The sequence below is a fragment of the Anaeromyxobacter terrae genome (assembly GCF_022690685.1).
GTDB lineage: Bacteria > Myxococcota > Myxococcia > Myxococcales > Anaeromyxobacteraceae > Anaeromyxobacter > Anaeromyxobacter terrae.
The window spans coordinates 12,873-36,710 of record NZ_JALCYY010000038.1 but is presented as its reverse complement, the minus strand read 5'-3'; the positions used below and the strand labels follow the sequence as shown (position 1 = coordinate 36,710).

Annotated in this window: 29 protein-coding genes; 14 read left to right on the top strand and 15 right to left on the bottom strand. The window is 73.0% G+C overall.

Annotated elements, in window-relative coordinates:
• Positions 1-54 precede the first annotated feature (54 nt).
• Complete coding sequence (locus tag MNY62_RS16795) at positions 55-516, top strand: hypothetical protein (protein WP_242345341.1); 462 nt, start codon at positions 55-57, stop codon at positions 514-516.
• Here MNY62_RS16795 and MNY62_RS16790 read toward each other — a convergent pair.
• Entirely contained in the window at positions 470-1,597 is a 1,128-nt protein-coding gene (locus MNY62_RS16790; RefSeq protein WP_242345340.1) for a pectinacetylesterase family protein, read from the bottom strand. The two genes, MNY62_RS16795 and MNY62_RS16790, sit on opposite strands and share 47 nt — an antisense overlap.
• Before the next feature lie 140 nt (positions 1,598-1,737).
• On the opposite strand from MNY62_RS16790, the gene MNY62_RS16785 reads away from it, so the two are divergent.
• From MNY62_RS16785 to MNY62_RS16770, 4 genes are all read left to right on the top strand, one after another.
• Entirely contained in the window at positions 1,738-2,961 is a 1,224-nt protein-coding gene (locus tag MNY62_RS16785) for a double zinc ribbon domain-containing protein (protein ID WP_242345339.1), read from the top strand.
• 276 nt (positions 2,962-3,237) lie between these two features.
• A complete protein-coding gene (locus MNY62_RS16780) occupies positions 3,238-3,642 on the top strand; it encodes an ArsR/SmtB family transcription factor (protein WP_242345338.1) in 405 nt (134 codons plus the stop codon).
• Complete coding sequence (locus MNY62_RS16775; protein WP_242345337.1) at positions 3,639-4,088, top strand: SRPBCC family protein; 450 nt, start codon at positions 3,639-3,641, stop codon at positions 4,086-4,088. Before MNY62_RS16780 ends, MNY62_RS16775 begins: the two co-directional genes overlap by 4 nt.
• A gap of 11 nt (positions 4,089-4,099) precedes the next feature.
• Complete coding sequence (locus MNY62_RS16770) at positions 4,100-4,714, top strand: dihydrofolate reductase family protein (protein WP_279426690.1); 615 nt, start codon at positions 4,100-4,102, stop codon at positions 4,712-4,714.
• Between the two features lie 115 nt (positions 4,715-4,829).
• Here the strand turns inward: MNY62_RS16770 and MNY62_RS16765 are convergent, their stop codons facing one another.
• Both MNY62_RS16765 and metF read right to left on the bottom strand, forming a co-directional pair.
• Complete coding sequence (locus MNY62_RS16765; RefSeq protein WP_242345336.1) at positions 4,830-5,225, bottom strand: low affinity iron permease family protein; 396 nt, start codon at positions 5,223-5,225, stop codon at positions 4,830-4,832.
• Positions 5,226-5,309: 84 nt separating this feature from the next.
• Positions 5,310-6,212, bottom strand: a complete 903-nt coding sequence (gene metF, locus MNY62_RS16760; protein WP_242345335.1) for a methylenetetrahydrofolate reductase [NAD(P)H] — start codon at positions 6,210-6,212, stop codon at positions 5,310-5,312.
• Between the two features lie 38 nt (positions 6,213-6,250).
• Here metF and greB point away from each other — a divergent pair, with 38 nt between their 5' ends.
• From greB to MNY62_RS16740, 4 genes are all read left to right on the top strand, one after another.
• Positions 6,251-6,742 (top strand): transcription elongation factor GreB, encoded by a 492-nt coding sequence (greB, locus tag MNY62_RS16755; protein ID WP_242345334.1) that lies wholly within the window; start codon positions 6,251-6,253, stop codon positions 6,740-6,742.
• Positions 6,739-7,254 carry a hypothetical protein gene (locus MNY62_RS16750; RefSeq protein WP_242345333.1) on the top strand — a complete coding sequence of 172 codons (516 nt, stop codon included), beginning with the start codon at positions 6,739-6,741 and terminating at the stop codon, positions 7,252-7,254. The genes greB and MNY62_RS16750 overlap by 4 nt, the downstream gene beginning before the upstream one ends.
• 60 nt (positions 7,255-7,314) lie before the next feature.
• Positions 7,315-8,088: an endonuclease/exonuclease/phosphatase family protein gene (locus MNY62_RS16745; protein ID WP_242345332.1), complete on the top strand. Its 774-nt coding sequence runs from the start codon at positions 7,315-7,317 to the stop codon at positions 8,086-8,088.
• 142 nt (positions 8,089-8,230) lie between these two features.
• A complete protein-coding gene (locus tag MNY62_RS16740) occupies positions 8,231-8,518 on the top strand; it encodes a YtxH domain-containing protein (protein WP_242345331.1) in 288 nt (95 codons plus the stop codon).
• Positions 8,519-8,555: 37 nt separating this feature from the next.
• Here the strand turns inward: MNY62_RS16740 and yihA are convergent, their stop codons facing one another.
• Both yihA and MNY62_RS16730 read right to left on the bottom strand, forming a co-directional pair.
• Positions 8,556-9,206, bottom strand: a complete 651-nt coding sequence (gene yihA / locus MNY62_RS16735) for a ribosome biogenesis GTP-binding protein YihA/YsxC (RefSeq protein WP_242345330.1) — start codon at positions 9,204-9,206, stop codon at positions 8,556-8,558.
• A gap of 1 nt (position 9,207) precedes the next feature.
• Entirely contained in the window at positions 9,208-9,660 is a 453-nt protein-coding gene (locus tag MNY62_RS16730; protein WP_242345329.1) for a cytochrome c family protein, read from the bottom strand.
• Positions 9,661-9,675: 15 nt separating this feature from the next.
• Here MNY62_RS16730 and MNY62_RS16725 point away from each other — a divergent pair, with 15 nt between their 5' ends.
• The 5 genes from MNY62_RS16725 (at position 9,676) to MNY62_RS16705 (ending at position 12,957) form a co-directional block, all read left to right on the top strand.
• On the top strand, positions 9,676-10,203 hold the full coding sequence (locus tag MNY62_RS16725; protein WP_242345328.1) for a hypothetical protein: 528 nt from the start codon (positions 9,676-9,678) through the stop codon (positions 10,201-10,203).
• Positions 10,204-10,205: 2 nt separating this feature from the next.
• Positions 10,206-10,838 (top strand): dephospho-CoA kinase, encoded by a 633-nt coding sequence (gene coaE, locus MNY62_RS16720; RefSeq protein WP_242345327.1) that lies wholly within the window; start codon positions 10,206-10,208, stop codon positions 10,836-10,838.
• A gap of 8 nt (positions 10,839-10,846) precedes the next feature.
• The gene (locus MNY62_RS16715; protein ID WP_242345326.1) at positions 10,847-11,968 is read left to right on the top strand and encodes an SDR family oxidoreductase; all 1,122 of its coding nucleotides are present in this window, start codon (positions 10,847-10,849) and stop codon (positions 11,966-11,968) included.
• Positions 11,969-12,065: 97 nt separating this feature from the next.
• Complete coding sequence (locus MNY62_RS16710) at positions 12,066-12,473, top strand: MaoC family dehydratase (RefSeq protein ID WP_242345325.1); 408 nt, start codon at positions 12,066-12,068, stop codon at positions 12,471-12,473.
• 4 nt (positions 12,474-12,477) lie between these two features.
• Positions 12,478-12,957: an FAS1-like dehydratase domain-containing protein gene (locus tag MNY62_RS16705; protein ID WP_242345324.1), complete on the top strand. Its 480-nt coding sequence runs from the start codon at positions 12,478-12,480 to the stop codon at positions 12,955-12,957.
• 54 nt (positions 12,958-13,011) lie between these two features.
• Here the strand turns inward: MNY62_RS16705 and MNY62_RS16700 are convergent, their stop codons facing one another.
• From MNY62_RS16700 to hslV, 10 genes are all read right to left on the bottom strand, one after another.
• A complete protein-coding gene (locus MNY62_RS16700; protein WP_242345356.1) occupies positions 13,012-13,209 on the bottom strand; it encodes a DUF1059 domain-containing protein in 198 nt (65 codons plus the stop codon).
• 256 nt (positions 13,210-13,465) lie between these two features.
• On the bottom strand, positions 13,466-14,824 hold the full coding sequence (gene argG / locus MNY62_RS16695; RefSeq protein WP_242345323.1) for an argininosuccinate synthase: 1,359 nt from the start codon (positions 14,822-14,824) through the stop codon (positions 13,466-13,468).
• Between the two features lie 76 nt (positions 14,825-14,900).
• Positions 14,901-15,698 (bottom strand): tetratricopeptide repeat protein, encoded by a 798-nt coding sequence (locus MNY62_RS16690; protein ID WP_242345322.1) that lies wholly within the window; start codon positions 15,696-15,698, stop codon positions 14,901-14,903.
• 3 nt (positions 15,699-15,701) lie between these two features.
• On the bottom strand, positions 15,702-17,567 hold the full coding sequence (dnaK, locus tag MNY62_RS16685) for a molecular chaperone DnaK (protein ID WP_242345321.1): 1,866 nt from the start codon (positions 17,565-17,567) through the stop codon (positions 15,702-15,704).
• Positions 17,564-18,529: a J domain-containing protein gene (locus MNY62_RS16680; protein ID WP_242345320.1), complete on the bottom strand. Its 966-nt coding sequence runs from the start codon at positions 18,527-18,529 to the stop codon at positions 17,564-17,566. Before MNY62_RS16680 ends, dnaK begins: the two co-directional genes overlap by 4 nt.
• A gap of 120 nt (positions 18,530-18,649) precedes the next feature.
• Positions 18,650-19,579 carry an ornithine carbamoyltransferase gene (argF, locus tag MNY62_RS16675; protein WP_242345319.1) on the bottom strand — a complete coding sequence of 310 codons (930 nt, stop codon included), beginning with the start codon at positions 19,577-19,579 and terminating at the stop codon, positions 18,650-18,652.
• A 17-nt stretch (positions 19,580-19,596) separates the two neighbouring features.
• Positions 19,597-20,805 carry an acetylornithine transaminase gene (locus tag MNY62_RS16670; RefSeq protein ID WP_242345318.1) on the bottom strand — a complete coding sequence of 403 codons (1,209 nt, stop codon included), beginning with the start codon at positions 20,803-20,805 and terminating at the stop codon, positions 19,597-19,599.
• A gap of 56 nt (positions 20,806-20,861) precedes the next feature.
• The gene (locus MNY62_RS16665; protein WP_242345317.1) at positions 20,862-21,713 is read right to left on the bottom strand and encodes a c-type cytochrome; all 852 of its coding nucleotides are present in this window, start codon (positions 21,711-21,713) and stop codon (positions 20,862-20,864) included.
• A 104-nt stretch (positions 21,714-21,817) separates the two neighbouring features.
• Positions 21,818-23,215, bottom strand: a complete 1,398-nt coding sequence (gene hslU / locus MNY62_RS16660; protein WP_242345316.1) for an ATP-dependent protease ATPase subunit HslU — start codon at positions 23,213-23,215, stop codon at positions 21,818-21,820.
• Positions 23,216-23,218: 3 nt separating this feature from the next.
• Positions 23,219-23,764, bottom strand: a complete 546-nt coding sequence (gene hslV / locus MNY62_RS16655) for an ATP-dependent protease subunit HslV (protein ID WP_242345315.1) — start codon at positions 23,762-23,764, stop codon at positions 23,219-23,221.
• Positions 23,765-23,838: the final 74 nt, after the last annotated feature.

Sequence of the window (23,838 nt, the reverse complement as noted above, 5' to 3'; positions counted from 1 at the left end):
TACACGCCGGCCAAAGGCGGGCGGTCCACCGACCGCCCGCACGGAGGTGCCTCCATGTCTCACGCGACCCGGCTGATGATCGGCGCCACGCTCGTCACCGTCCCGACCATCGTGTTCGGCGGCCTCGCCGTGCTCGGCATCGTCACGGCCGGCGGCGCGGGCGTCCCCGGACCGGAGCTGACGCCGCTGCAGGTCACGCTGTACCGCGCCGGCCACGCGCACGCGGGCGTGCTCGTCCTCCTGTCGATCGTGCTCCAGCTCCTGCTCGACGAGGTCCGGCTCTCGACCGGAGTCGTCTGGAGCGCGCGCGTCGCCGCCCCGCTCGCCGCGATCCTGGTGTCGGGCGGCTTCTTCGGCCTCGCCCACGCGCCGCCGCTCCGCGCGCTGCTCTACGCGGGCGCGGCGCTCGTCGTGTACGCGACGCTCGCCGCGGGGATCGGGCTGCTGCGATCGCTCGGGTCGCGGGCCGTCACGGCGGCATCACGGTCGCCCAGCGCGGGTCGTCCGAGACCATGAGCTCGAGCCAGTCCGGCAGCGTCGCCCCGCCCTCCACGTGCGTGGCGACGTAGGAGCCCCCGCCGTACGGCGTCGCGGGTGTGAGGAGCATGTGCGCGTCGAGCTGCCCGCCGTCCGAGTCGTAGAAGACGCGCGCGTTGCGGGTCGGCGCGAAGACGAGCGCCTCGAGCTCGCGGAGCGACGCCTCGAACGCGCTCGGGGTCGAGGCCATGAACGTGCTCATGACCGGGTCGCGGACGTGCGAGAGGAACGCGATCCGATCGCCCGGGTGCAGCGCCGAGAGCTCGCCGTACGCAGCGGACAGGTTCGAGCGGCACTCGACGCAGACGGGATCGAGCGCCTCGCCGAGCCGCCAGGAGTTGTAGAACGCGTCGCGGAGATCGGCGGGCACGTCGTTGTTCACGAGCGCGGGCCCGGAGTCGTCCACGAGGTAGCCCTGCGCGTCGGGCCAGTACCAGCGGAACGCCTCGTAGCTCACGAGCGCACCGAAGCCGCCCGCGGACGAGCCGGCCACGACGAGCTTGCGTGGGGTCGGGAAGGTCGGGGCGAGCCGCGCGAGGTACGCGAGCACGTTGGCGTGCCCGACGTGCCTCCAGGTCTCGGAGAAGACCGCGTTCCCGTACTCCTTCACGTTGCTCCCGCCGTGCACGTCGCCCGTGCAGTACGGCACGAACACGATCGTCGCGCCGGCGAGGGAGGGCGGCAGGTTCGCGCGGTCCGTGAGCGAGCTCGGCACGTAGTCGCGCAGCTCGACGTCCCACTCCGCCGGGCCGTAGTGGTCGTCGACCGCCGTCCCGACGGCGCAGGTCGTGTAGTCCCAGCAGGCGCCCCCGCCGTCGAAGAAGACGAGCAGGTCGGACCCGCTCCCGCGGTTCACGGCGAGGCCGGTCGTCGAGCCGTCGGCGCAGACGGCGTCGTCGAACGGGATCCAGGCCCAGGTCTCGAGCGGGAGCTCGGCCTCGGCGATGGCCGCGCCGAGGGGTGGCTTCCCCGTGTAGCCCTTCTTCTCGACGGGGGTCGTGTTCTGCGCGCAGCCGGCGAGCGCGGCGGCGGCGAGCACGGCGAGGGCGGGTCGGCGCATGAGATACTCCCGGTGACGGTGGCGGATGCTCGCCTCGAGGCGGGTGGGTCCTCAAGGCCGGGAGTCCCACACGCGGTCGCGCGCGAGGGCGTTCTCTTGCCCCCTCTCACCTCCCGTGTCAGCGTCGCGGCCGGAGGAACATGATGCTCGCGACCTTGAGGAAGGCGCTCGGCTCGCTCCGGAGGAGCCTCACGCACGTCGGAGAGCGACAGCCGCTCCACAAGGCCGCGTTCGTCGTCATCCTGGCGCTCGACCTCTTCGTCCTCGTGTCGATCTTCGACGGGCTCGACGCGCACACGCGCCAGCTCGCCTCGCCGTGGGATCGGGTCCCCCCGCTGTGTCGCGAGCTCGTCGTCGAGGCGAGCTGGACGCCCGCAAACCGGCTCGACCGCCTGGGCGAGCAGGTCGCCGGGCGCCGCGCGGACGTCGTCGACGTGCTCCCCGCTCGAAAGGGCGACCTGCACCCCACCTGCGCGCGGCTCGTCGCGCTCGTCGACGCCGTCGCAGCGCGCGAGGACCTCGCCCGCGCGCTCGAGACACGCCGAAAGACCCAGGCCCAGCTCCGCGACGTGGGCGAGCAGCTCTCGAGCCTGAAGGCTGCATACGACACCGCCCTGCTCGAGACGATTGCACGGCGCGACGGGACGCGCCCCGAGCTGACGGCGATACGGTCCGGGGTGGCCGACCGAACGGTCGCGCTCGAGGAGGCCCGCGCGCAGCTCGCGTCGATCGACGCGCGGCTCGGCGAGACGGAGGCCGTCACGGCGGTCTGGAAGGCGCTCGAAGCGCTCTCCGCCGACGACCGGGCGGCCCTCACCTCGGACCTGCGCCGGATGACCTTCTGGTTCCCGGTGAAGCGGCTGGGGATGCAGCTCCTGTTCGCGCTCCCGCTCGTCGCGGTGTTCCTCGCCTGGAGCGCGGCGAGCCGGCGGAGGGGGCGCGGGCTCCAGACCCTCGTCGCGTCGCACCTCCTCGTCGTCGCGTCGATCCCGGTGTTCTTCCTCGTCACCGAGGCGGTCTACGAGGTGATCCCGAAGCGGCTGCTGGCACGGGTCCTGGACCTCCTCGTGTCGCTGAAGCTCGTCGCGCTCTGGCACTACGCCGTGATGGCGCTCGCCGTGGCGTCGGCCCTCCTCCTCGCCGTCTTCATCCAGCGAAAGCTCTTCTCCCGCGAGAAGCTCCTCGAGAGACGGATCGCTCGTGGGCTCTGCCAGGACTGCGGCAGACGCACGCCCGCGTCGGTGCGCCACTGCCCGTTCTGCGGCGTCCCGCAGTACCGCGCCTGCGCGCGCTGCGGCGGCGACACGCCCGTGCACGCGAGGTTCTGCACGGGCTGCGGGCGCGAGCCGGCCGCCGCGGGGTGACGGTGGCGAGCCGGCCTCATGGCGCTGATCGCTCGAATCGACGCATCGGGTTGGCGATGACGCCGACCGTGGCGTCGGCCACCCGCCGGTGGCGGCTCACCCGCCAGCCGTTGGCGTGCTGCTCACCCATCGCCCTCCCCGCCCGCCGCCGTCGCGCGTGCCGTCTCCCCGATACGCGTTTCCGCAGTCGCTGACGAGGGTCACGATCGTCATCTGAGAAGACTGGCCTGACTTCTCCGGCTTGACGAATGCCGTTATCGGCATATGTTTGTGCCCATGGCACGAGCCGCGACGACGTCGGACGTGTTCAACGCGATCGCCGAGCCGCAGCGCCGGGAGATCCTGGTGCTGCTGCGGGCGGGTGAGCGGCCGGTGACCGAGTTGGCCCAGGAGCTGGGGATGACCCAGCCAGGGGCGTCCAAACACCTGCGGGTGCTCCGGGAGGTCGGGCTGGTGCGGGACCGCAAGGCAGGCAAGCAGCGCCTGTACCGCCTTGACGCCCGCGAGCTGCGACCGGTCCACGAGTGGACCGGCGGGTTCGAGCGGTTCTGGAACGAGAGCTTCGACCGGCTGGACGCGTACGTGCAGGACCTCAAGCAGGCAAGGCGGAGGAGTGACCGATGGCAGCGACAGGACGGGAAGCGCCGGCGCAGTCAGCGACGGCCGACCGCGAGATCGTGATCTCCCGCGTCATCAGTGCCCCACGGGAGCTGGTGTTCGAGGCGTTCACCGAAGTCCGGCACCTGTCGCGATGGTGGGGACCCGAGGGCTTCACTACCACCACGCGGGCGTTCGAGTTCCGCGTCGGCGGGGAATGGGTCTTCGTGATGCACGGACCGGACGGGACGGACTACCAGGAGTGGATCTCCTGGACCGAGATCGCTCCGCCGGAGCGGATCGCGCTGCTGCACGGTGAGTCCCGCGGCGACCCGAACGCCTTCGAGTCGGTCCTCACGTTCGCGCCCGACGGGGCGGCGACCCGGATCGAGATGCGCACGGTGTTCCGCACCAAGGAGCTGCGCGACGAGGCGGCCGAGAAGTACCACGCGATCGAGGGTGGCCAGCAGACCCTGAGCAACCTGGCTGCCTACGTCACCGAGATCGTTCGGAAGGGAGTTGAGGACTGACGGCCGGCAAGGTGTTCTTCAGCGTGTCGATGTCGCTGGACGGGTTCATCGCGCCCGAGGGGCGCATGGGTGACCCGGATTGGACGGCGCAGTGGATGGAGCTGCAGCAGTGGATATTGCCGCTGCGGTTCTTACGGGAGAACCTGAAGTTCGGCGAGGGTGGCGAGGAAGGGCGCGACAACGACATCGTGCGGGAGACGTTCGAGCGCACCGGCGCGAGCGTGATGGGCAAGCGCATGTTCGACCTCGGCGAGCAGGCGTGGCCGGAGGAGGCGCCGTTCCACACACCGGTGTTCGTCGTGACGCACGAGAAGCGTGACCCGTGGGAGCGGCCGGGTGGGACCACCTTCCACTTCGTCAACGACGGCATCGAGACCGCGCTCGAGCAGGCCCGCGAGGCCGCCGGCGACCGGGACGTCCGCATCGCGGGCGGCGGCGCAACGATCCTGGAGTACGTGAACGCCGGCCTGATCGACGAGTTCACGATCGCTCTCTCACCCGTGCTGTTCGGCTCCGGAATCCGCCTGTTCGAGGGCGTGGACGCGGGCCGCGTGGCCCTGGAGCCGGTCCGGGCGGAGCCGACGCAGCGGGTGACCCACCTCACCTACGCAGTCCGGGAGCGGTAACTGTCTCGACCTCAGCGCTCCCCCGCCGAGGTCAGCAGCGCGGTGAGATCCTCGACGCTCTGAGCGTCTTGTCGAAGCGCGAGCGAGGGACGATCGACGCAAGCTGCCACGGCCATCAGTGCGTGCCGCCCGCGCTCTTCGCCTGCGCGCGTGCCGTGGCGCGGGCGCGGACCTTCCGGAACTCGGCCTCGAGCTCGGCGAGCTCCTCGTCCGTCGCGTGCTCGAGGTCGGTGAAGGTGTTCCTCGCGCGCCGATGCGAGCGGATGAGCTCGTCGACCTTCAGGTGGAGCGCGCGGGTCTCCCGGTTCTGCGTGGCCTGGATCAGGAACACCATGAGGAACGTCACGACCGTGGTGCCGGTGTTGATGACGAGCTGCCAGCTGTCGCTGAAGTGGAAGAGCGGCCCCGTCAGCCCCCACACGACGACGAGCGCGAGCGCGACGAGGAACGCGCGGGGCGCTCCCGCCACCTCCGAGATCACGAACGCGAAGCGGGCGAATCGGTCTTTCACTCCTGCAATGTAAGGCTCGGGCAAGGCCCGGGCGGGCCACCGGCTCCCGGCTCCCGGCGCGCCCACCCCGGAGCGTCCGGGCGCTCAGCCTCTCCACGGCTCGCTCGCCCGCAGCGCGGCGACGATGGCGCGCGTCGAGGTCGAGCGGTTGAGCGTGTAGAAGTGGATGCCGGGCGCCCCGCGGCGCAGGAGCTCTGCGCACTGCAGGGTCGCGTAGGCGACGCCGAGATCCCGCGCGGAGTCCGGATCGGTGCGGCGGACCTCCATCGCGGCGCGCAGCGGCGGGGGGATGGCCGCGCCGCACATCGCCGTGAAGCGCTCGGTCTGGTCGACGTTGGTGAACGGCATGATGCCCGGCACGATCGGCACGGTGATGCCCGCCGCACGGGCGCGATCGACGAAGCGGACGTAGTGCGCGTTCTCGAAGAAGAGCTGGGTCACGAGGAAGTCGGCCCCGGCCTCCACCTTGATCTTGAGGTGGGCGAGATCGGCCGCGAGGTCGCGGGTCTCGACGTGGCCCTCCGGGTAGGCGGCCGCGCCCACGCAGAAGCGCCAGCGCTCCGGGCGCGAGCGGATGAAGGCGACGAGCTCGCTCGCGTAGCGGAAGCCCTCGGGGTGCGGCTCGAAGCTCGTCTGCCCGCGCGGAGGATCGCCGCGCAGGGCGAGCACGTTCTGGATCCCGGCGTCGGCGAGCTCGTCGAGCACGCCGGCCAGCTCCTCCCGGGAGGCGCCGACGCAGGTGACGTGAGCCATCGCCTCGACCTCGGTCTCGCGCTTGAGCCGCTTCACGAGCTCGAGCGTGCGCTGCCGCGTCGACCCGCCGGCGCCGTAGGTCACCGACACGTAGGCGGGCCCGAGCGGCCGGAGCGCCTCGACGGTCTCGAACAGCTGGCGGACTCCGTCGTCCGTCTTCGGCGGGAAGAACTCGAACGAGAAGATGGGCTCGCCGCGCTCGCGGGCGAAACGGAGGAGGTCGCTGATCCGCACGGTCCGCCCGAGGTTACAATGAAGGCCGTCCCATCGCCATGTCGAAGCCCCACCGCTACATCACCCCCGAAGGCTTTCGGCGGCTCGCCGCCGAGCACGAGCGCATCTGGTCCGTGGACCGCCCCCGGATCGTGGCGGAGGTCGAGGCCGCGGCCGCGCTCGGCGATCGCAGCGAGAACGCCGAGTACATCTACGGCAAGAAGAAGCTGCGCGAGCTGGACCGGCGGCTGCGCTTCCTGTCCCAGCGGATGGACGCGCTCACCGTGATCGAGCCGCAGCCTCACCCGCATGGGCGCGCGTTCTTCGGGGCCTGGGTCACGGTCGAGGGGGAGGACGGCGACGAGCGGACGTACCGGCTCGTCGGACCCGACGAGTTCGACGTCCCGGCCGGACTCATCAGCGTGGACGCGCCGCTCGGCCGGGCGCTCCTCGGCAAGCGCGAGGGCGACGCCGTCGTGGTGCAGCGCCCTGCCGGCGAGGCCGAGCTGACGGTCGTCGAGATCCGCTGGACCCCTCCGGAGGGGCCATGACCGCCATCACCGACCGGGCCGCGCAGCGCGCCCTCGTCGAGCGCTACGTTCGCGAGCGCCCCCTCGCCCTCCTCCTCGACGCCGCCGGCCCATCGGTCGTCGACGTGTTCTCGGGCAAGGCGCTGCCGCTCGACTACGCGCGCCTCGCCGCCGTCGAGGAGCGCCAGGACGCCACGACGGGCCGCGCCTATCTGGCCCTGCTGCGCGACGACGGAACCGAGATCGCGCTCTCCGACGCGGGGCTCGCGTTCGCGCCGGTGACCGCCAGCACCGGCCCGCTCCAGGGGCTGCCGGCGGCGGTTTGCCTTCGCGACCTCGCCGGGGCAGAGGGAAGGCTCACGCACTTCCTCCTCGATCACCCGGGCGAGCAGCCGGAGCGCCAGCACGTCGATCTGCTCATGTTCTGCCTGGCGGTGGTCGACGGCGCGCGGGCGGCCGGGCTCGACGTCGCCGCCGAGGAGCGCCGCCTCGAGCGCGTCCTCGGGGAGCTCGAGTCGCGGCGCCGCGGCTGAGAGGCGTCCTAGCTTTCAGGTGGTGACGGACGCGCGGGAGGCGGGGGCGCCTTGAGGGTGATGAGCTGGAACGTCCACTCGCTCCGCGGGACGGACGGGCGCCGCGATCCCGAGCGGATCGCGCGGGTCATCGGCGACGTGCAGCCCGACGTCGTCGGGTTGCAGGAGGTGGGCGGCGAGCTCTCGCCCGATGGACCGCGCGACGTCGCCGAGGTGCTCGCGAGCCTCACCGGCATGCAGAGCGCGTTCGGGCCCACGACGAGCTTCCGCGGCCACCCGTACGGGAACGGGATCCTCTCGCGCCACCCGATCGAAGCGACGCGCACCTACGATCTCTCCGTCCAGGGTCGCGAGCCGCGCGGCTGCCTGCGCGCCGACGTCGAGATCGCCGGCCTCCGCGTCCACTTCTTCTCGGCCCACCTCGGCCTGCACTGGAGGGAACGCCGGCGGCAGGTGGCCCAGCTCCTCTCGGCCGACATCCTGCGCGACACGGCGCTCGCCTACCCGCTCGTCCTGGTCGGAGACTTCAACTCCCTCTCCAACCGCTCTGCCGTACCGCGCTGGCTCCGGCGGCAGCTCGTGGACTGCGCCCACGCGTCGGGCAACGAGGCGCCGACCTTCCCCTCGCGCCTCCCCCTGGTGCGGCTCGACCGCGTGTTCGTGGACTCGGCGTTCCGGGTCGTCGGGAGCGTGGTCATCCGCGACGCGGTCGCGCGGCGCGCCTCCGACCACCTGCCGATCGTCGTCGACCTCGAGCTCGCTCCCGCCGCCCGGCGGCCGCCCGAGCTCCGGCCGATCGAGACGGCGGGCGTCGTGACGACCGTCCGCACGTGAGGGCCCCCTCGCCCTGCGTCCTGCGGGGCGAGGCGCGAGGCCACGGGAAGTCCGCCCGCCGGGGTGAATGTGAGGGAGAGCGACCGTGCGCAGCCTAAGAGCGGCGCCCGAGGCGGGCGGGAGGGACTCGATGGACATGAACATGAACTGGAAGCTGATGAAGAAGTACCTGGAGCGGGATGCGCTCTTGAAGCGCATCGGGCTCGAGGAGCGCAGCCCGGCGGGCGACGTCTTCACCGGCCTCGGCCTGTTCGCGGTGGGGGTGCTCGTCGGCGCAGGCCTCGGCCTGATGTTCGCGCCGAAGCGGGGCGACGAGATGCGCCAGCTCGTCGGCGAGGCCTGGAAGAACCGCGGCCGGGCGGGTCAGGACTTCCAGCGCGAGATGGGGGTGGAGACGGGGCTCCCGCCCACGACGTCGGCGGGGCACTGAGCGCCCGGGTGGACGCGAGGTCGGCGACGAGGGTGCGCTACGCGCCGGTGCCGGCCGGCGCTGGCGCGCCCTCGTCCGATGCCGCCTTGGTGATGCGCGCCCAGAGCGCGTCCGTGCCGGTGCCCTCGATCGCCGAGAACGGCACCGCGTCGCCCCGCTCGAGCGCGAGCGTCTCCTCGACGACGCGGAGCGCGGCGCCGCGCCGCGTCTTCGGCAGCTTGTCCATCTTCGTGGCGGCCACCAGCACGCGCCGGCCGGAGGCGCGCAGGAACGCCGCCGCGTCGACGTCGCCCTCCGAGGGAGGATGGCGCGCGTCCACGATGAGCACCACCGCGCGGAGCACGTCGCGGGCGCGGAGGTAGTCCTCGATCATCGCCGCCCAGCGATCGCGCTCGTCGCGGGACACCTTGGCGTACCCGTAGCCGGGCAGATCGGCGAAGCGCACGTGGCGCGGCCGCGCCGCCGGCGTGGGCCGGTAGGCGATGTCGAAGAACTGGAGCGCCCGCGTCCGGCCAGGAGTCGCCGACACGCGCGCGAGCCCCTTCTTGCGCGTGAGCGCGTTCAGCATCGACGACTTGCCGACGTTCGAGCGGCCGACGAACGCGAGCTCGGGCGTGGCGCTCATCGGCCACTCCTTCTGCTTCGTCGCGGTCTTCACGAACTCCGCGGAGACGACCTGGATGGCCACGTCAGCGCCCCTTCCGCTCGTCGACCCAGTGCTCGATGAGCGGCAGCTTCTTCTTCGCGTCGAAGCGCTCGAGGCTCGGGGTCGAGTCGGTGTGACACGCGCTGCAGGTCTTCTCGCCGGGATCGACGAGGCCGAGCGCGTGGGAAAGCTCCGGGTCGCGCATCACGTAGCTCGCCGCGTAGAGGGCGCCGGGCCCGTGGCAGGCCTCGCAGCTCACGCCGGAGATCCCGTCGGCGGCGTCGGGCGCGTGGCAGGACAGGCACCGCCGGTCCTCGCGGCTCTTCTCGGGCAGGGTCTCGCGGGCGCGCGCGTGCGGCCCCGCGCGCCAGCGCGCGTAAGCCGCGGGGTGACAGGCCTTGCACGTCTCGGGGCCGACGCGGTCGCCGGCGAGGGCGAGGGCGGGCAGCGCGAGGGCGCACACGAGCGTGAGACGGACGGGGGCGAGCACGGGCACGGAGTATAATGTCTCATGCGTCCCGTCCACCCCGCTCTGCTGGTCCTCGTCGCGCTCGTGCCGTCGCTGGCGCTCGCGCGCCCTTGGCAGGGCATCCAGCCCGGCGTCAGCACGCAGCGCGACGTCGTCGAGCGGCTCGGCGAGCCCGTGACGCGCGCGAAGCGCGGCGCCCGGACCGTCCTCGCCTACCACGGCGAGCACGCGCCCGCGGGGACGCGCCAGGCGCAGTTCCACGTCGACCCGGCCGGCGTCGTGCAGGAGATCACGATCTTCGTCACCGCTCAGCTCGACGCGGAGACCGTCGAGGGCACCTACGGGAAGCCCCCGCAGCGCACGTTCCTCGAGGACACCTTCCAGAAGGTGTGGCTCTATCCCGCCGCCGGCGTGACCGTCTACTTCGGCAAGGACGGCAACGTCGAGGCGCTCACGTTCTCCCAGGGCAAGCCGGCGCGCGCTCCAGCGGCGAGCCCCGCGGCCGGCGCCTCGGCCGCGGCGCCCCGGTCGACGGGAGCCGCGGAGGGCGCGACCCAGGCGGCGCGCTAGCCGTGCGCCTCGTCGGCCTCACCGGCGGGATCGCCACCGGTAAGAGCACGTTCGCAGCCGCCCTGCGCGCCCGGGGCGTACCGGTCATCGACGCGGACGCGCTCGCGCGCGCGGTGGTGGACCCCGGCACCCCGGCGCTCGCAGAGATCGCCCGGGTCTTCGGGCCCGGGGTCCTCGACGCCCAGGGCGCGCTCGACCGGCGCGGGCTCGGCGCGATCGTCTTCGCCGACCCGGAGGCGCGCCGCCGGCTCGAGGCCATCACCCACCCGGCCATCCGGCGGGCCATGGCGGACGAGACCGCCCGCCTCGCCGCGCTCGGTCACGACCTCGCCTTCTACGACGTGCCGCTCCTGTTCGAGGTCGGCCTCGACGCGGCGCTCGACAGCGTCGTCGTGGTGTGGGCCCCCCGGGACGTCCAGCGCGCCCGGGTCGTCCGCCGGGACCGGATCACCGCCGCCGAGGCGGACGCGCGGCTCGCCGCCCAGCTCCCCATCGACGAGAAGGCCCTGCGCGCCGATTTCGTCGTGGACAACGCCGACGAGGACGACCTCGGCCCCAAGGCGGACGTCCTCCTCGCGGACCTCCGCCGGGGCCTCGGGCGGAAGCTTCCCAACGCACCGGCCGTACGCTATTGACCCCGGCGATGCCCTCCTCCGAGCGCGTCCAGCTCGTCACCGGCTACCCCGGGTTCATCGGCAAGCGCCTCGTGCGCCAGCTCGCCCAGGAGGCGCCCGATCGTGGCCGCCTCGTGCTGCTCGTGCAGCCGAAGCACGCGGCCGCCGCGCGCGCCGAGCTCGCCGGGCTGGGGGCGAAGCGCGCCGAGGTCATCGAGGGCGACGTCGAGCAGATGCACCTCGGGCTCTCCGGCCCGGAGTTCAAGGCGCTCGCCGGGACGGTCACCGACGTGTGGCATCTCGCCGCCATCTCCTGGCTCGGAGCCGATCCGCGCTATGTCCGTCGCGTGAACGTCGAGGGCACCCGCAACGTCCTCGAGCTCGCGCAGGGCGCGCCCCGGCTCGCCCGCCTCAACCACTTCTCGACCGCGCTCGTCTCCGGCGACCGCGAGGGCGTCATCCTGGAGGACGAGCTGGCGATGGGCCAGCGCTTCCACGACGCGTACGAGGAGAGCAAGTACGAGGCGGAGCTGCTCGTCCGCCGCGCGCAGGCCGACCTGCCCGCGACGATCTACCGGCCGAGCATCGTGGTGGGCGACTCGCGCACCGGCGAGATCGACCGCTTCGAGGGCCCCTACGCGCTCGCGATCCTCCTCGTCGCGTCGCCGCTCGCCGTCCCGCTGCCGCTCCCGGGCGCCGGCGCGGCGCCGCTCAACGTCGTGCCGATCGACTTCGTCGTCGAGGCGTCGCTCTCGATCGCGCGGAACCCCGCCGCGGCCGGCAAGACCGTCCACCTCGTCGATCCCGCGCCGCTGTCCGCGCGGCGCGTGTACGAGCTCATCGCGGCGCGCGCAGGCAAGCGGCTGCCCACGATGCCCCTCCCGTCGCGCGCGATCGACGCGATCCTCCAGCTGCCGGTGCTCGAGCGGCTCTCCCGCCCGCACCGCCCCGCGCTCGCCCGGGTGAACCGCGTCGCGATCTACAACCCGCGCAACCTGCTCGACCTGCTCGACGGCACCGGGATCCGCTGCCCGCCCATCCCGAGCTACCTCGACCGGCTCATGGAGTTCGTGCAGGGCGCCTTCGCGCGCCGGCGCGAGGAGGCGGCCCGCGCGGCGGAGCTCGAGGACCCGCTCGATCCGCGCCGGTGACCCGCCCCCCGCGCTCCCCGATCTGACGCGTGGCGTCAGGCGCGCCAGCCGGGGCCGGAGACTTGTGCTGCCGTCCGCTCTCCCTTACAGGGATGGAATGAAACGCCTCCAGGACTTCACCGCGGGCGATACCTTCGAGCTCGTCCGGGAGGTCGATCCTTACCGCCCGGTCTACTACGCGGGCGCGTCGGGCGACTTCAACCCCATCCACATCGACCCCGAGCTCGGGCGCGCCGCCGGGTACCAGGGCGTGATCCTCCAGGGGATGTGCACGTTCTCGTGGCTCTCCGACGCGTGCGTCGGGTACCTCGGAGATCCCACCCGGCTCGTGCGCCTGCGCGGCCGCTTCACGAAGCCGGTGCAGGTGGGCGACGTCATCCGGATCGAGGGCCGCTGCGTCGCCGTCGAGGGCGGCGCGGTGAAGCTGGAGCTGTCCGCGAGGAACCAGCGCGGCGAGGACGTGCTGAAGGGCGCCGTGGCCGAGGGCCGCGTCGAGGAGAGGTGATCGCGTGCCCGTCGACAAGAAGCACCTCGGCCGCCGCTACGGGCCGTACCGGTTCCAGGTGAGCGTCGAGCAGATCAAGGACTTCGTCGCCGCGACCGGCGGCGGGGTCCCCGGCCACGCCTTCTCGAGCCCGCCGGATCGTTACCACCACCCGTGGACCTGGGACGAGGAGGCCGCGAAGGCGTCCCCTCACGGCGGGATCGTCGCGCCCCCGACCTTCGCGACCACCTTCGCCATCGAGCCGTTCGCGCGGGCCTGCTCGGATCCCGAGCTCGCGGTGAACGTGCTCCGCCTCGTCCACGGCGAGCAGGAGTTCGAGTTCCACGAGCCCGTGCGCCCGGGCGACGTCCTCGAAACCGCGGGCGAGATCACCCGGCTCCAGGAGCGTGGCAACCTCGACTTCGTCGAGGTCACCACCACGACGCGGAACCAGCACGGCCGCGTGGTGGTGAAGGGCGTCTGGACGGCGATCGTCCGGAATTGAGCGGGCGCCGGCGCCGCGCTCCCCGCGTCGCGGCGAGCGCGGCCCTTCGCCCCTCTAGCGCCGCGCCATCGACTGACGGTGCGCGTCGCTCGACTCGTCGTGGATGAGCCCCTTCACCTTGTCCGCGAGCTCCGGGGTCACGGTCATGTTGTGCGCCTGCTGCGCGTGGCGGCCGGCCTGATCCATGATCTCCTGCTCGGTGCTCCCGCGCGCCACGAAGTCGCAGTTCATCCCCACGTCCCGGCAGTGCATGTCCTTCACGGTCCACCTCCGCGGAGGCTCGTACCGCCGAACGGCAGCGCCGGCGAGCGGGCCCGGGGGTTGCCTCTCAGTCGGGCACGCGCGGTGGAGCGAGCGCACGCCCGCGGCGTCGCACGCGGCACGGCCGCCACGGTGAGCGCAGGGCGGCGCGGGCGGCGGACGGTGAGCCGCGGACGCACGAAGCCCCCGCCGGCGACGCCGGCGAGGGCCTCGTCGCTCGGCTCGGCGCGCGAGCGCGCCGACACCGTCACTCGTCGTCTTCGCCGCCTGCGCCGAGCAGCGCCGAGATGCTGGGGCCGCTCTTCGCGGCCCCGAGCGCGCGCATCGCATCGAGGTGGTGCAGGAGCAGCGCGCGGTTGTCGCCGACGTTCAGGTTCTGCAGCTCGAGGGCGCCGATGCGGTCCTCCGGCGTGAACGCCGGCTCCTCGACCCGCTCCATGGAGAGCTTCTCGGGCGCGTAGCTCATGTAGACGGCCTTCGTGGCGAGGAGGGTCCAGTCGTCGCCGCGGCGCAGCTCGACCTTCACGGAGCCGGTGACCGCCGGCGCGATCCAGCGCGTGAGCGCGTCCCGGAGCATCATCGCCTCGGGGTCGTACCACTTGCCCTCGTACAGCAGCCGGCCCAGACGGCGACCGAGCGTGAAGTAGAGGTCGAGGGTGTTCTCGTTGTGGATCGCCGAGAGGAGCCGCTCGTAGGCGAGGTGGAGGAGCGCCATGCCCGGCGCCTCGTAGATGCCGCGGCTCTTCGCGTCGATGACGCGGTTCTCGATCTGGTCGCTCATCCCGAGGCCGTGGCGCCCGCCGATGCGGTTCGCCTCGAGGAAGAGCTCGTACGGCGACTCGAAGCGCTTGCCGTTCAGCTCCACCGGCTGGCCGTTCTCGTAGGCGACGGTGACCTCCTCGGCCTTGACCGTCACCTCCGGCTTCCAGTGCGCGACGCCCATGATCGGGTTCACGATCCGCATGCTCGAGTCGAGCCGCTCGAGGTCCTTCGCCTCGTGCGTGGCGCCGAGCACGTTGGCGTCGGTGGAGTAGGCCTTCTCCGTCCCCATCTTGTAGGGGAGCTTGCGGCGCTCGAGGTACTCGCTCATCTCCTTGCGCCCGCCGAAGGCGGTCACGAAGGCCTGGTCGAGCCACGGCTTGTAGATCTTGAGGTCAGGGTCGACGAGGATCCCGTAGCGGTAGAAGCGCTGGATGTCGTTGCCCTTGTGCGTCGAGCCGTCGCCGAAGACGTGGACGCCGTCCTCGCGCATGGCGCGCACGATGGCGGTCGTGGTCACCGCGCGGCCGAGCGGCGTCGTGTTGAAGTACTTCTTGCCGCCCGAGGAGAGGTGGAACGCGCCGCACTGGATGGCGGCGAGCCCTTCGCGCACCATCGAGTCGCGGCAGTCGATGAGCCGCGCCTTCACGGCGCCGTGCTGGAGCGCGATCGGCGGGATGTCGGCCGGGTTCGCCTCGTCCGGCTGGGCGAGGTCCGCGGTGTAGGCGTGGACGGCCATGCCCTGCTCGGACAGCCAGGCGACGGCGCAGCGGGTGTCGAGGCCACCGCTGAAGGCGATTCCGAGGGCGGTTCCCTTGGGCGGGAGCGACTTGTAGATGCGGCTCATGGTCCCCGCGACGTAGCAGAAAAACTCGTCGCGTTCCAGCGCGGGGTCGTCCCCCCGAGGCGCGCTCGCTCGCCTCCTAGACCGCGATCACGCCCTCGGCCAGCAGCCGCGCGAGGATGCGGGCCGTGTCGAGGCGCGGCAGGCCGGACAGCGCGAAGAGCGCGTCGAAGTCGACGGTGCCGTCGATCTGCGCGAGCAGGAAGCCCGCCCGGTGGTCGAGGTTCAGCCAGAGGATCTCCTCCGGCCGGACGGCGAGGCGCGGTACCCCCGTGCGCGGGCCGAGCTTCGACTCGTACATCGCGACGAGCGTCGCCTCGTTCTCGCCGAGGTACGCCCGCGCCTCCGGGTGATCGGGATCGACCTGCAGGACCTTCTCGAGGAGCTCGAGGGAGCCCGAGAAGTCGCCGAGCGCGAACAGCTCCTTGGCGGCCGCGAGCCAGGCGCCCGGCTCGCCCCGCCCGTCCCCGGGAGCGCCCGGGACACCCTCCGGAACGAGCGAGCGCAGCCCCGACTTCTCCGAGACCGCCTCGAGATCGAGGCCGCCCTCGGGCTCGAGCACGTACGTCGCGGCGGCTGCGGGGCCCTCGTCCCAGGGAGACGGCGCGAACTCCGGGCCGCGCTCGGGCCGCGGCGGCGCCGGGAGGGGGTGCGGCGTCACCGTCCGCAGGCCGGGCGGCGGCGTCACCGCCCGGTACGTGCCGGGGGTCGGCGTCGAGGCGGGCGTCACCGCATGGATCCGGACGATGTACCCGCGCGCCTTCGCGTTGCCGGGGTCGACCTCCAGGACGGCCTGGAACGCGGCCAGCGCCTCCTTCACGCGCCCGGCGAGGTACGCCTTCACGCCCTGGTCGATGAGCTCCGCCACCGTCGCCATCGCTCACCGTCCCCCGGGCGCGCGCCCGCCGGCGGCGAGCCCCTGGAAGAGCGCCAGCGTGCGCTCCAGGGGCTCCACCTCGGCGGCGAGGGCGTCGCCGTCCCGCGCCTGCATCGCCGCGCGCGCGCGCGCGAGCACCGCCTCGGCCTTTCGCAGCGCGTCGCCGCCGAAGCGCGTGCGCTCGAGCGCGTCGCGCGTGGCCGGGACGAGCGCCTCGATGTCCCCCACCATCCGGGCGACCCACTGGCGCCGCTCCTCGATCTCGCGGGTCGTCTGCTTGCGCTGGAGCTGCTCGTCGAGCTGCTCGTCCAGGATCCGCCGCAGCTCCTCCTCGGTGAGGCCGGAGGTGGCGGTCACCGTGATCGACTGCCGCTGCCCCGTGGCGACGTCCTTCGCCGAGACGCCGACGATGCCGTCCGCGCTGATCTCGAAGGTGACCTCGATCGAGATCTCGCCGCGCCGGGCGGGCGGGATGCCGTCGAGGACGAACTCGCCGAGGAGATCGTTCTCGACCGCGCGCTCGCTCTCGCCCTGGAGGACGGCGATGCGCACGGAGGTCTGGTCGTCCGTCACCGTCGTGAAGAGGTGGGTCTGCGCGGTGGGGACGGTGGTGTTTCGCGGGATGACCGTCTGGAAGTAGCCGCCCACGACGAGCAGGCCGAGGTTCTGGGGGGTGACGTCGAGGAGGAGGACGTCGTCCCCCTTCGCCGGCGCGGCGAGGGCGTGGGCCTGGATGGCGGCGCCGAGCGCGACGACCTCGTCCGGGTGGACGCCCTTGCACGGCTCGCGGCCGAAGAACTCGCGCACCGCCCGCTGCACGCGCGGCATGCGGGTCATGCCGCCGACGAGGATCACCTCGCCGACCTGCGCCGGGCGGACGCCGGCGTCCTTGAGGGTCCGCTCGGTGACCGCGATGCAGCGGTCGACGAGGTCCTTCGTGAGCTCCTCGAGCCCCTCGCGCGAGAGCTGGCGATCGAGGTGCAGGGCGCCCTTCCCCTCCCCGCCGCCGAGCAGGAACGGCAGGTGGATCGCGGCGGTCGCGGCGGAGGAGAGCTCGCACTTGGCGCGCTCGGCCGCGTCGCGGGCCCGCTGGAGCGCCATCTTGTCCCGGCGGAGGTCCACCCCGCCGTGCTCCTTCGCGAACCCGAAGGTGAGCCAGTCCATGACGCGGCGGTCGAAGTCCTCGCCGCCGAGGTAGGTGTCCCCTCCGACGGCGATGACGTCGTAGACGCTCTTGCCGATGTCGAGCACCGAGACGTCGAAGGTGCCGCCGCCGAGGTCGAACACCACGACCTTGCTCTGCACCTGCTTCCCGAACCCGTACGCGAGCGCCGCGGCCGTGGGCTCGTTCACGATCCGCAGCACCTCGAGCCCGGCGAGGCGCCCGGCGTCCTTCGTGGCCTGGCGCTGCCCGTCGTTGAAGTAGGCGGGGACCGTCACGACGGCGCGGCGCACCTGCCGTCCCAGGAACGCCTCCGCGTCCGCCTTCAGCTCGGCGAGCACGAGCGCCGAGATCTCCGGGATGGAGACCGCGCGGCCGCCGAGCTCCACGCGCACGTCGTGCCCCTCCGGGCCGGCGACGAGCGCGTAGGGCAGGACCTTGCGGGCGTCCTCCACCTCCTGCGAACCCCAGCGCCGGCCGATGAGCCGCTTCGCGGCGAACACGGTCCCCTCGGGGTTCGTGATCGCCTGCCGCTTCGCGAGCGCGCCCACGAGCCGCTTGCCGTTCTTCGCGATCGCGACGACCGAGGGCGTGAGCGGCTGTCCGGTCCGCCCCGGGATGACGCGCGGGACGCCGTCCTGCACCGCCGCGACGACGGAGTTCGTCGTGCCGAGGTCGATGCCCACGACGGGATCGAGGTCGTTCATCCGAGGAAGCTCCAGCGCAGGCCCTTCAGCCGCTCCTTCGCGGAGGCGCGCCCGGGGTCGAGCTCGAGGGCGCGCTCCAGCGCGCGGCGGGCCTCCTTCCGCTCGCCCTGGGCGTCGAGGACCATCCCGAGCGCCTCGTGGGCGATGGCGGCCTGCGGGCCTGCCCGGACCGCCGCGTCGGCGAGGGTTCGCGCGGCCGCGACGTCGCCGGCGGCGAGGGCGGCCCGCGCTCCCGCGGCGGCGGCGCGGACGTTGCCGGGCTCCACGGCGAGCGCCTCGCGGTAGGCGGCGAGCGCGGCGCCGGGGCGTCCGGTGGCCTCGGCCGTGGCGCCCTCGTGCACGAGCTCGGCGGCGCGCTGCCCGGCGGCCCGGCGACGCGCCTCCGGGGCCAGCCGCACGGCCTCGGGGTGGCGCGGATCGAGGTCGAGCGCGAGCCGCAGATCGTTCGACGCCTCCCGGAGGCGACCCTCCGCGAGCGCGTCCTTCGCGCGCGCGACGAGCTCGCCGACGCGCGAGGCGCGCCCGACGATGGGGTTCTGGCGGACGAGCCGGGCCCGGCGCTCGCTCGCGCGGCGCTCGTCCTCGAGGCGGCGCGCCTCGAGCTGAGCGCGCACCTCGGGCGGCGCGGTCTCCCGGGCGTAGGCGGCGCGCCGGCCCTCGTCCGCGAGCACGTCGCGCGCCTCGGTGATCCGCCGGAACACCCGCTCCAGCCGGCCCTGGTAGCTCCCGAGCCGGCGCCCCGCGTAACGGTCGGGGTGAAAGAGCTTCACCTTTCCCAGGTATGCAGCGCGAGCCGCCTCCACGGAGGCGTTCCACGGCAGGCCCAGGGCCTCCCAGTGGGTCCACCTGTCCGCGTGCGCGGCGGCGAACAGGACGTCCTTGCGTCGATCGAGATCGAGCTCGACGTCCTCGCCGAGCTCCGCGGGAGCGAACTGGAATCCGCTGTACTTGTCGCTGCTCAAGCCAGATGACCCCCGCCACCCCGCTGGCGAACCGACATTACCGGCCCGTACCTGGGAGGGTCAACGCGACGCACCACAGATGGTGCGTCACCCGAAAGGCCCGGTAGCCCGGGACCCACCTCAGCGGGGGGAGAGCAGCAGCTCGAGGAGCGCCTTCTGCGCGTGGAGCCGGTTCTCGGCCTCGTCGAACACCGCCGACTGCGGCCCTTCGAGCACGCCGTCGGTGATCTCCTCGCCGCGGTGGGCGGGGAGGCAGTGCAGCACGATGGCCTCCGGCCGCGCCTTCTGCATGAGCGCCTCGTCCACGATGAACCCGGCGAAGCGGCGCTTGCGCTCGTCCGCCTCGCCCTCCTGGCCCATGCTGGCCCAGACGTCGGTGTTCACGACGTGGGCCCCCGCCGCGGCCTCCGCGGGCGAGCGCACGACGCGCGCGTGGCCGCCGGCGCGAGCGAGGAGCTTCGGATCGGGATCGTAGCCCTCGGGGCAGGCGATGCGCAGGTCGAAGCCGAGCAGGACGCAGGCCTCGAGCCAGCTGTTAGCCATGTTGTTGCCGTCGCCGATCCACGCGACCGAGAGCCCGCCCTTCGAGAGCGCGTCCGCGCCGAAGCGCTCGGTCACGGTGAGCAGATCGGCGAGGAGCTGGCAGGGGTGCGACGAGTCGGTGAGCGCGTTCACCACCGGCACCGAGGCGTAGCGCGACATCTCCTCGATCTTGTCGTGCTCGAACGTCCGCACGACGAGGCAGTCGAGGTAGCGCGAGAGGACGCGGGCGGTGTCGCGGATGGGCTCGCCGCGCCCGAGCTGCGTGTCGCGGGGCGACAGCATCATCGCGTCGCCGCCGAGCTGGTAGGCGGCCACGGCGAAGGAGACGCGCGTGCGCGTCGAGGCCTTCTCGAACACGAGGCCGATGGTGGCGTGCTCGAGCGGACGGGGCCCCCGCTTGCCGAGGAGCTTCCACTCCGCGGCGCGCTCCACGAGCTCGAGGAGCTCGGAGCGATCGAGGTCGGTGAGGCGGAGGAAGTCGCGCTTCGTGCCGGTCGGGCGTGCCATGGGAGCCTCCGCGGAGATCAGGGTTTGGCGGGCGCCGCCGCGATCGCGGCGGCGAGCCGCTCGACGGCGAGGTCCGCCTCGGCCGCCGTGAGGGTGAGCGGGGGGGCGAGGCGCAGCACGTCCTCGCCGATGGCGTTCACGAGCAGCCCGCGAGCGCGGGCGCCCTTCATCACCTCGGCGGCCGACACGCCCTTCACCACCACCGCGAGCAGCATGCCGAGGCCGCGCACCGAGGCGACCCGGCCGCCGGACGCGAGCCGCTCGAGCCCGGCGCGGAGCCGCGCCCCCACCTCACGCGAGCGCTCGAGCACGCCGCCCCGGAGCTCGGCCAGCACCGCGAGCGCCACCGCGCAGCCGAGCGGGTTGCCGCCGTAGGTGCTGCCGTGGCTCCCGGGGGAGAGGTGCTGGCCGACCTCCTCCGACGCGAGGAGCGCGCCGATGGGGAAGCCGCCGCCGAGCGACTTCGCGCTCGACATCAGATCAGGGGTCACGCCGGCCCATTCGTGCGCCCACATCTTCCCGGTCCGGCCGATGCCGGTCTGGACCTCGTCGAGGCAGAGCAGCACGCCCTTCCTCCGCGTGAGCTCGCGCACCGCCTGCAAGTACCCCTCGGGCGGCGGGATCACTCCCGACTCGCCCATGATCGGCTCGACGATGAAGGCCGCCACCGTGCCGTCGAGCGCGGCCTCGAGCGCGGCGAGATCGCCGTACTTCACGTGGCGCACGCCGGGGACGAGCGGCTCGAAGCCGTGCCGGTACTTCTCCTGACCGCCCACGGTGACGGTGAAGAGCGAGCGGCCGTGGAAGGAGTCGTCGCAGGCCACGATCACGTTGCGCTCGGGGTGGCCGAGGTCGTGGTGGTACTTGCGCGCGAGCTTCAGCATCGCCTCGTTGGCCTCGGCGCCGCTGTTGCAGAAGAAGGCGCGGCCGGCCCACGGCGTCACGGCGAGGAGCGCCTCGGCGAGCTCCACCTGGCGCGGGATGAAGTAGTGGTTCGAGACGTGCCACACGGTGCGGGCCTGCGCCTCGAGCGCCTTCACCAGCGCCGGGTGGCAGTGCCCGAGCACGTTCACCGCCACGCCGCCCAGGAAGTCGAGGTACTCGTTCCCGTCGGCGTCCCACACGCGCACGCCCTCGCCGCGCGCGATCGCCACCGGCTGCTGCCGGTAGTTCGGGGTGAGCACCTTCTGCGCGCGACCTGCGATGGCCTCGTTGTTGCTGCTCATCCAGCGCTTATAGCAGCGGCGGAGCGGGTGTTCTAGAGCCGGGCGCGCTCCGCGGGTCACCGCTTGCCGGCGCGGCGCGGCGGCCACGTCGGCGCGCGGACGACCTCCCCGCGCACGGTCGCGTTGTACGCGCCGCCCGGCGACAGGTGACGCGACAGGTCGAAGTCCGGCCGCGGCTTCGCGTTCAGGAACGCCGCGAGGTCGACCGCCTCGCCGTCCTGGAGGTTCGGCTCGTCCGGAGGCATCGTCACCTTGAGGAACCCCGCGAGCTTCGTCGCGTCCGCGAGCCCCGCCCCCGCGTTGTACGAGCGCGGACCCCAGACCGGCGGGTCGCCCTGGCCGTCCTCGCCGTGGCACGCGGCGCAGCGCTCCGCGTAGAGCGCGGCGCCGCGCGCAGTGTCGACCTTGGCCGGGTCCACGGGGAGCTTCGGGAAGCTGCGCGGCCCGAGCGGCGCCTCGGGGTTCTGCGCGATCCGCTCGCCCGTCGACAGCCACGTGAGGTACGCGGTGATGGCGACGGCGGGCGCGCTCCCGTTCGGCGGCCGCAGCCCGTTCATGCTGCGCATGAAGCAGTTCAGGACCCGATCCTCGAGCGTGATGACCGCCTTCTCCCGCGGAGACCAGGCCGGGTACGCCGCCGCGACGCCGACGAGGGTCGCGCCGCCGGCCTGCGCGCCAGCCTGGGGGTGACAGGACGCGCAGCTCAGCGCGTTCTTCACGTACCGGCGCGTGAGCGGGTGCGTCCCGGTCCGCTCGAAGAGCTCCTTCCCGAGCCTGATCGCGTCCCCGAGCGGCCCCTCCGGCACCTCGCGCGCGGCCGGCGCCTCCGCCGCGCCTCGCGCCGCCGCGGGCGCGACCGCCGAGGCGGCGAGGACGAGCGCGAGCGGGACAAGGCGGCGAGCGATCATGACGAGCTCCGGAGCCCACCGTCCCCCCGCGGCCGCGCTCGCGCCAAGCGGGCACCTGGGGCGGTGAGCGACCGGCCGTCCGGAGGGGTGGTCGGCAGCCCCCGCTACAGGATGTACCGGGCGAGGTCCTCGTCCTGGGCGATGCCCTCCAGCCGCTCCCGCACGTACGCGGCGTCGATGACGATCCGCTGGCCGCGCAGGTCGGGCGCCTCGAACGAGATGCCGTCGAGCAGCCGCTCCATCACCGTGTGCAGCCGGCGCGCGCCGATGTTCTCCATGCGGTCGTTCACCTCCGCCGAGATCCGCGCGATCTCCTCGACGGCGTCGTCCCGGAACTGCACGTCGACGCCCTCGGTTGCGAGGAGCGCGGTGTACTGCCGGACCAGGGAGCTGCGCGGCTCCTTCAGGATGCGCACGAGGTCATCCCGGCCGAGCGGCTCGAGCTCGACGCGGATCGGGAAGCGGCCCTGCAGCTCGGGGATGAGGTCCGAGACCTTCGCGACGTGGAACGCGCCGGCGGCGATGAAGAGCACGTGGTCCGTCTTCACGACGCCGTACTTCGTGTTGACGTTCGAGCCCTCGACGATCGGCAGGAGGTCCCGCTGCACCCCGCCGCGCGACACGTCCGGGCCCTGCCCGGCGTCGCGGCCGGCGATCTTGTCGATCTCGTCGATGAAGATGATGCCGGCGTTCTGGGCCCGGTCGAGCGCCTCGCGGACCACCCGGTCCATGTCGACCATCCGGGAGGCCTCCTCCTGCGTGAGGAGCTCGAGCGCCTCCTTCACCTGCACCTTGCGCTTCCGCTTCTTCTGGCCGCCCCCGAGCATGTTCACGATGGGGTTGTTCCCGAGCTGGCTCATCATGTCCTGGAGGCCCTGGGCCATGTCCTCCATGCCGGGCGCCATGAACGGCATCGGCGGCGGCTTCTCGGTGAGCTCCACCTCGACGAGCTCGTCGTCGAGCGTGCCGGCGCGGAGCTGCGCGCGCGCCCGCTCCCGGCCCCCGGCCGCCGCGGGCGCCTCCCCCTCGCCCTCCCCGCGCACGCGCGACACCGCGCTGCGGAACCCGAGCCCGAACCCACCGCCGTAGCCGAGGGCGTCGAGGACCTTCTCCTCCGCCGCCTCGCGCGCCCGCTCGCGCAGCTTCGCGACCTCCTCCTCCTTCACGAGCTTCACCGCCGCCTCTACGAGGTCGCGCACCATCGCGTCCACGTCGCGCCCGACGTAGCCCACCTCGGTGAACTTCGAGGCCTCGACCTTCACGAAGGGAGCGCCGGCGAGCCGCGCGAGGCGCCGCGCGATCTCGGTCTTCCCGACCCCGGTCGGGCCGATCATCACGATGTTCTTGGGGAGGATCTCGTCCTTCAGCTCGGGGCCGACCTTCTGGCGGCGCCAGCGGTTGCGGAGCGCGATCGCCACCGCGCGCTTCGCGTTCGACTGGCCCACCACGTGGCGGTCCAGCTCGGCGACGATCTCCTTCGGCGACAGGTCCTGGGGGTTCACGGCCTAGAGCTCCTCGAGCGTGAGGTTCGCGTTCGTGTAGATGCAGATCTCCGCCGCGAGCTTCATCGCCTCCTCCGCGATCTGCCGCGCCGGAAGCTGCGAGTGGGCGAGGAGCGCGCGGGCCGCGGCCACGGCGTAAGGGCCACCGGAGCCGATGGCGACGACCGCGCCGCCCGCGACCGGATCGGGCTCGATGACGTCGCCTGCGCCGGAGAGGACGAGGACGTGCTCGCGATCGGCGACGACGAGCATCGCCTCGAGCCGCCGGAGGAGCCGGTCCGTGCGCCACTGCTTCGCGAGCTCGACCGCCGCGCGGGGCAAGGAGCGCGCGTGCTCCTTGAGCTTCTTCTCGAACAGCTCGAAGAGCTGGAACGCGTCGGCGGTCGCGCCCGCGAAGCCCGCGAGGACCGAGCCCTCGGCGAGCCGGCGGACCTTCCGCGCGGTGGACTTCATGACGGTCTTGTCGAGCGTGACCTGGCCGTCGCTCGCCATGACGACCTTGCCGTCGCGGCGGACGCAGAGGACGGTGGTCCCGTGGAAGGGGCGCATCGCCCGTAGGTAGCGCCGGACGGCCCCCCGGGCAACGACGGAGATCGGCGCGGCCCGCGGCGGCCCTTCGCGAG

What these genes read in the sequence shown, in the direction of transcription:
- MNY62_RS16670 (WP_242345318.1), bottom strand. Translation starts at nt 20,805, where the DNA reads ATGAGCAGCAACAACGAGGCCATCGCAGGTCGCGCGCAGAAGGTGCTC.
- MNY62_RS16665 (WP_242345317.1), bottom strand. Translation starts at nt 21,713, where the DNA reads ATGATCGCTCGCCGCCTTGTCCCGCTCGCGCTCGTCCTCGCCGCCTCG.
- MNY62_RS16795 (WP_242345341.1), top strand. Translation starts at nt 55, where the DNA reads ATGTCTCACGCGACCCGGCTGATGATCGGCGCCACGCTCGTCACCGTC.
- MNY62_RS16750 (WP_242345333.1), top strand. Translation starts at nt 6,739, where the DNA reads ATGACCGCCATCACCGACCGGGCCGCGCAGCGCGCCCTCGTCGAGCGC.
- MNY62_RS16700 (WP_242345356.1), bottom strand. Translation starts at nt 13,209, where the DNA reads ATGCACTGCCGGGACGTGGGGATGAACTGCGACTTCGTGGCGCGCGGG.
- dnaK (WP_242345321.1), bottom strand. Translation starts at nt 17,567, where the DNA reads ATGAACGACCTCGATCCCGTCGTGGGCATCGACCTCGGCACGACGAAC.
- MNY62_RS16690 (WP_242345322.1), bottom strand. Translation starts at nt 15,698, where the DNA reads ATGGCGACGGTGGCGGAGCTCATCGACCAGGGCGTGAAGGCGTACCTC.
- greB (WP_242345334.1), top strand. Translation starts at nt 6,251, where the DNA reads ATGTCGAAGCCCCACCGCTACATCACCCCCGAAGGCTTTCGGCGGCTC.
- MNY62_RS16780 (WP_242345338.1), top strand. Translation starts at nt 3,238, where the DNA reads ATGGCACGAGCCGCGACGACGTCGGACGTGTTCAACGCGATCGCCGAG.
- hslV (WP_242345315.1), bottom strand. Translation starts at nt 23,764, where the DNA reads ATGCGCCCCTTCCACGGGACCACCGTCCTCTGCGTCCGCCGCGACGGC.
- MNY62_RS16740 (WP_242345331.1), top strand. Translation starts at nt 8,231, where the DNA reads ATGAACTGGAAGCTGATGAAGAAGTACCTGGAGCGGGATGCGCTCTTG.
- MNY62_RS16710 (WP_242345325.1), top strand. Translation starts at nt 12,066, where the DNA reads ATGAAACGCCTCCAGGACTTCACCGCGGGCGATACCTTCGAGCTCGTC.
- MNY62_RS16790 (WP_242345340.1), bottom strand. Translation starts at nt 1,597, where the DNA reads ATGCGCCGACCCGCCCTCGCCGTGCTCGCCGCCGCCGCGCTCGCCGGC.
- MNY62_RS16715 (WP_242345326.1), top strand. Translation starts at nt 10,847, where the DNA reads ATGCCCTCCTCCGAGCGCGTCCAGCTCGTCACCGGCTACCCCGGGTTC.
- MNY62_RS16725 (WP_242345328.1), top strand. Translation starts at nt 9,676, where the DNA reads ATGCGTCCCGTCCACCCCGCTCTGCTGGTCCTCGTCGCGCTCGTGCCG.
- argF (WP_242345319.1), bottom strand. Translation starts at nt 19,579, where the DNA reads ATGGCACGCCCGACCGGCACGAAGCGCGACTTCCTCCGCCTCACCGAC.
- MNY62_RS16745 (WP_242345332.1), top strand. Translation starts at nt 7,315, where the DNA reads ATGAGCTGGAACGTCCACTCGCTCCGCGGGACGGACGGGCGCCGCGAT.
- argG (WP_242345323.1), bottom strand. Translation starts at nt 14,824, where the DNA reads ATGAGCCGCATCTACAAGTCGCTCCCGCCCAAGGGAACCGCCCTCGGA.
- MNY62_RS16785 (WP_242345339.1), top strand. Translation starts at nt 1,738, where the DNA reads ATGATGCTCGCGACCTTGAGGAAGGCGCTCGGCTCGCTCCGGAGGAGC.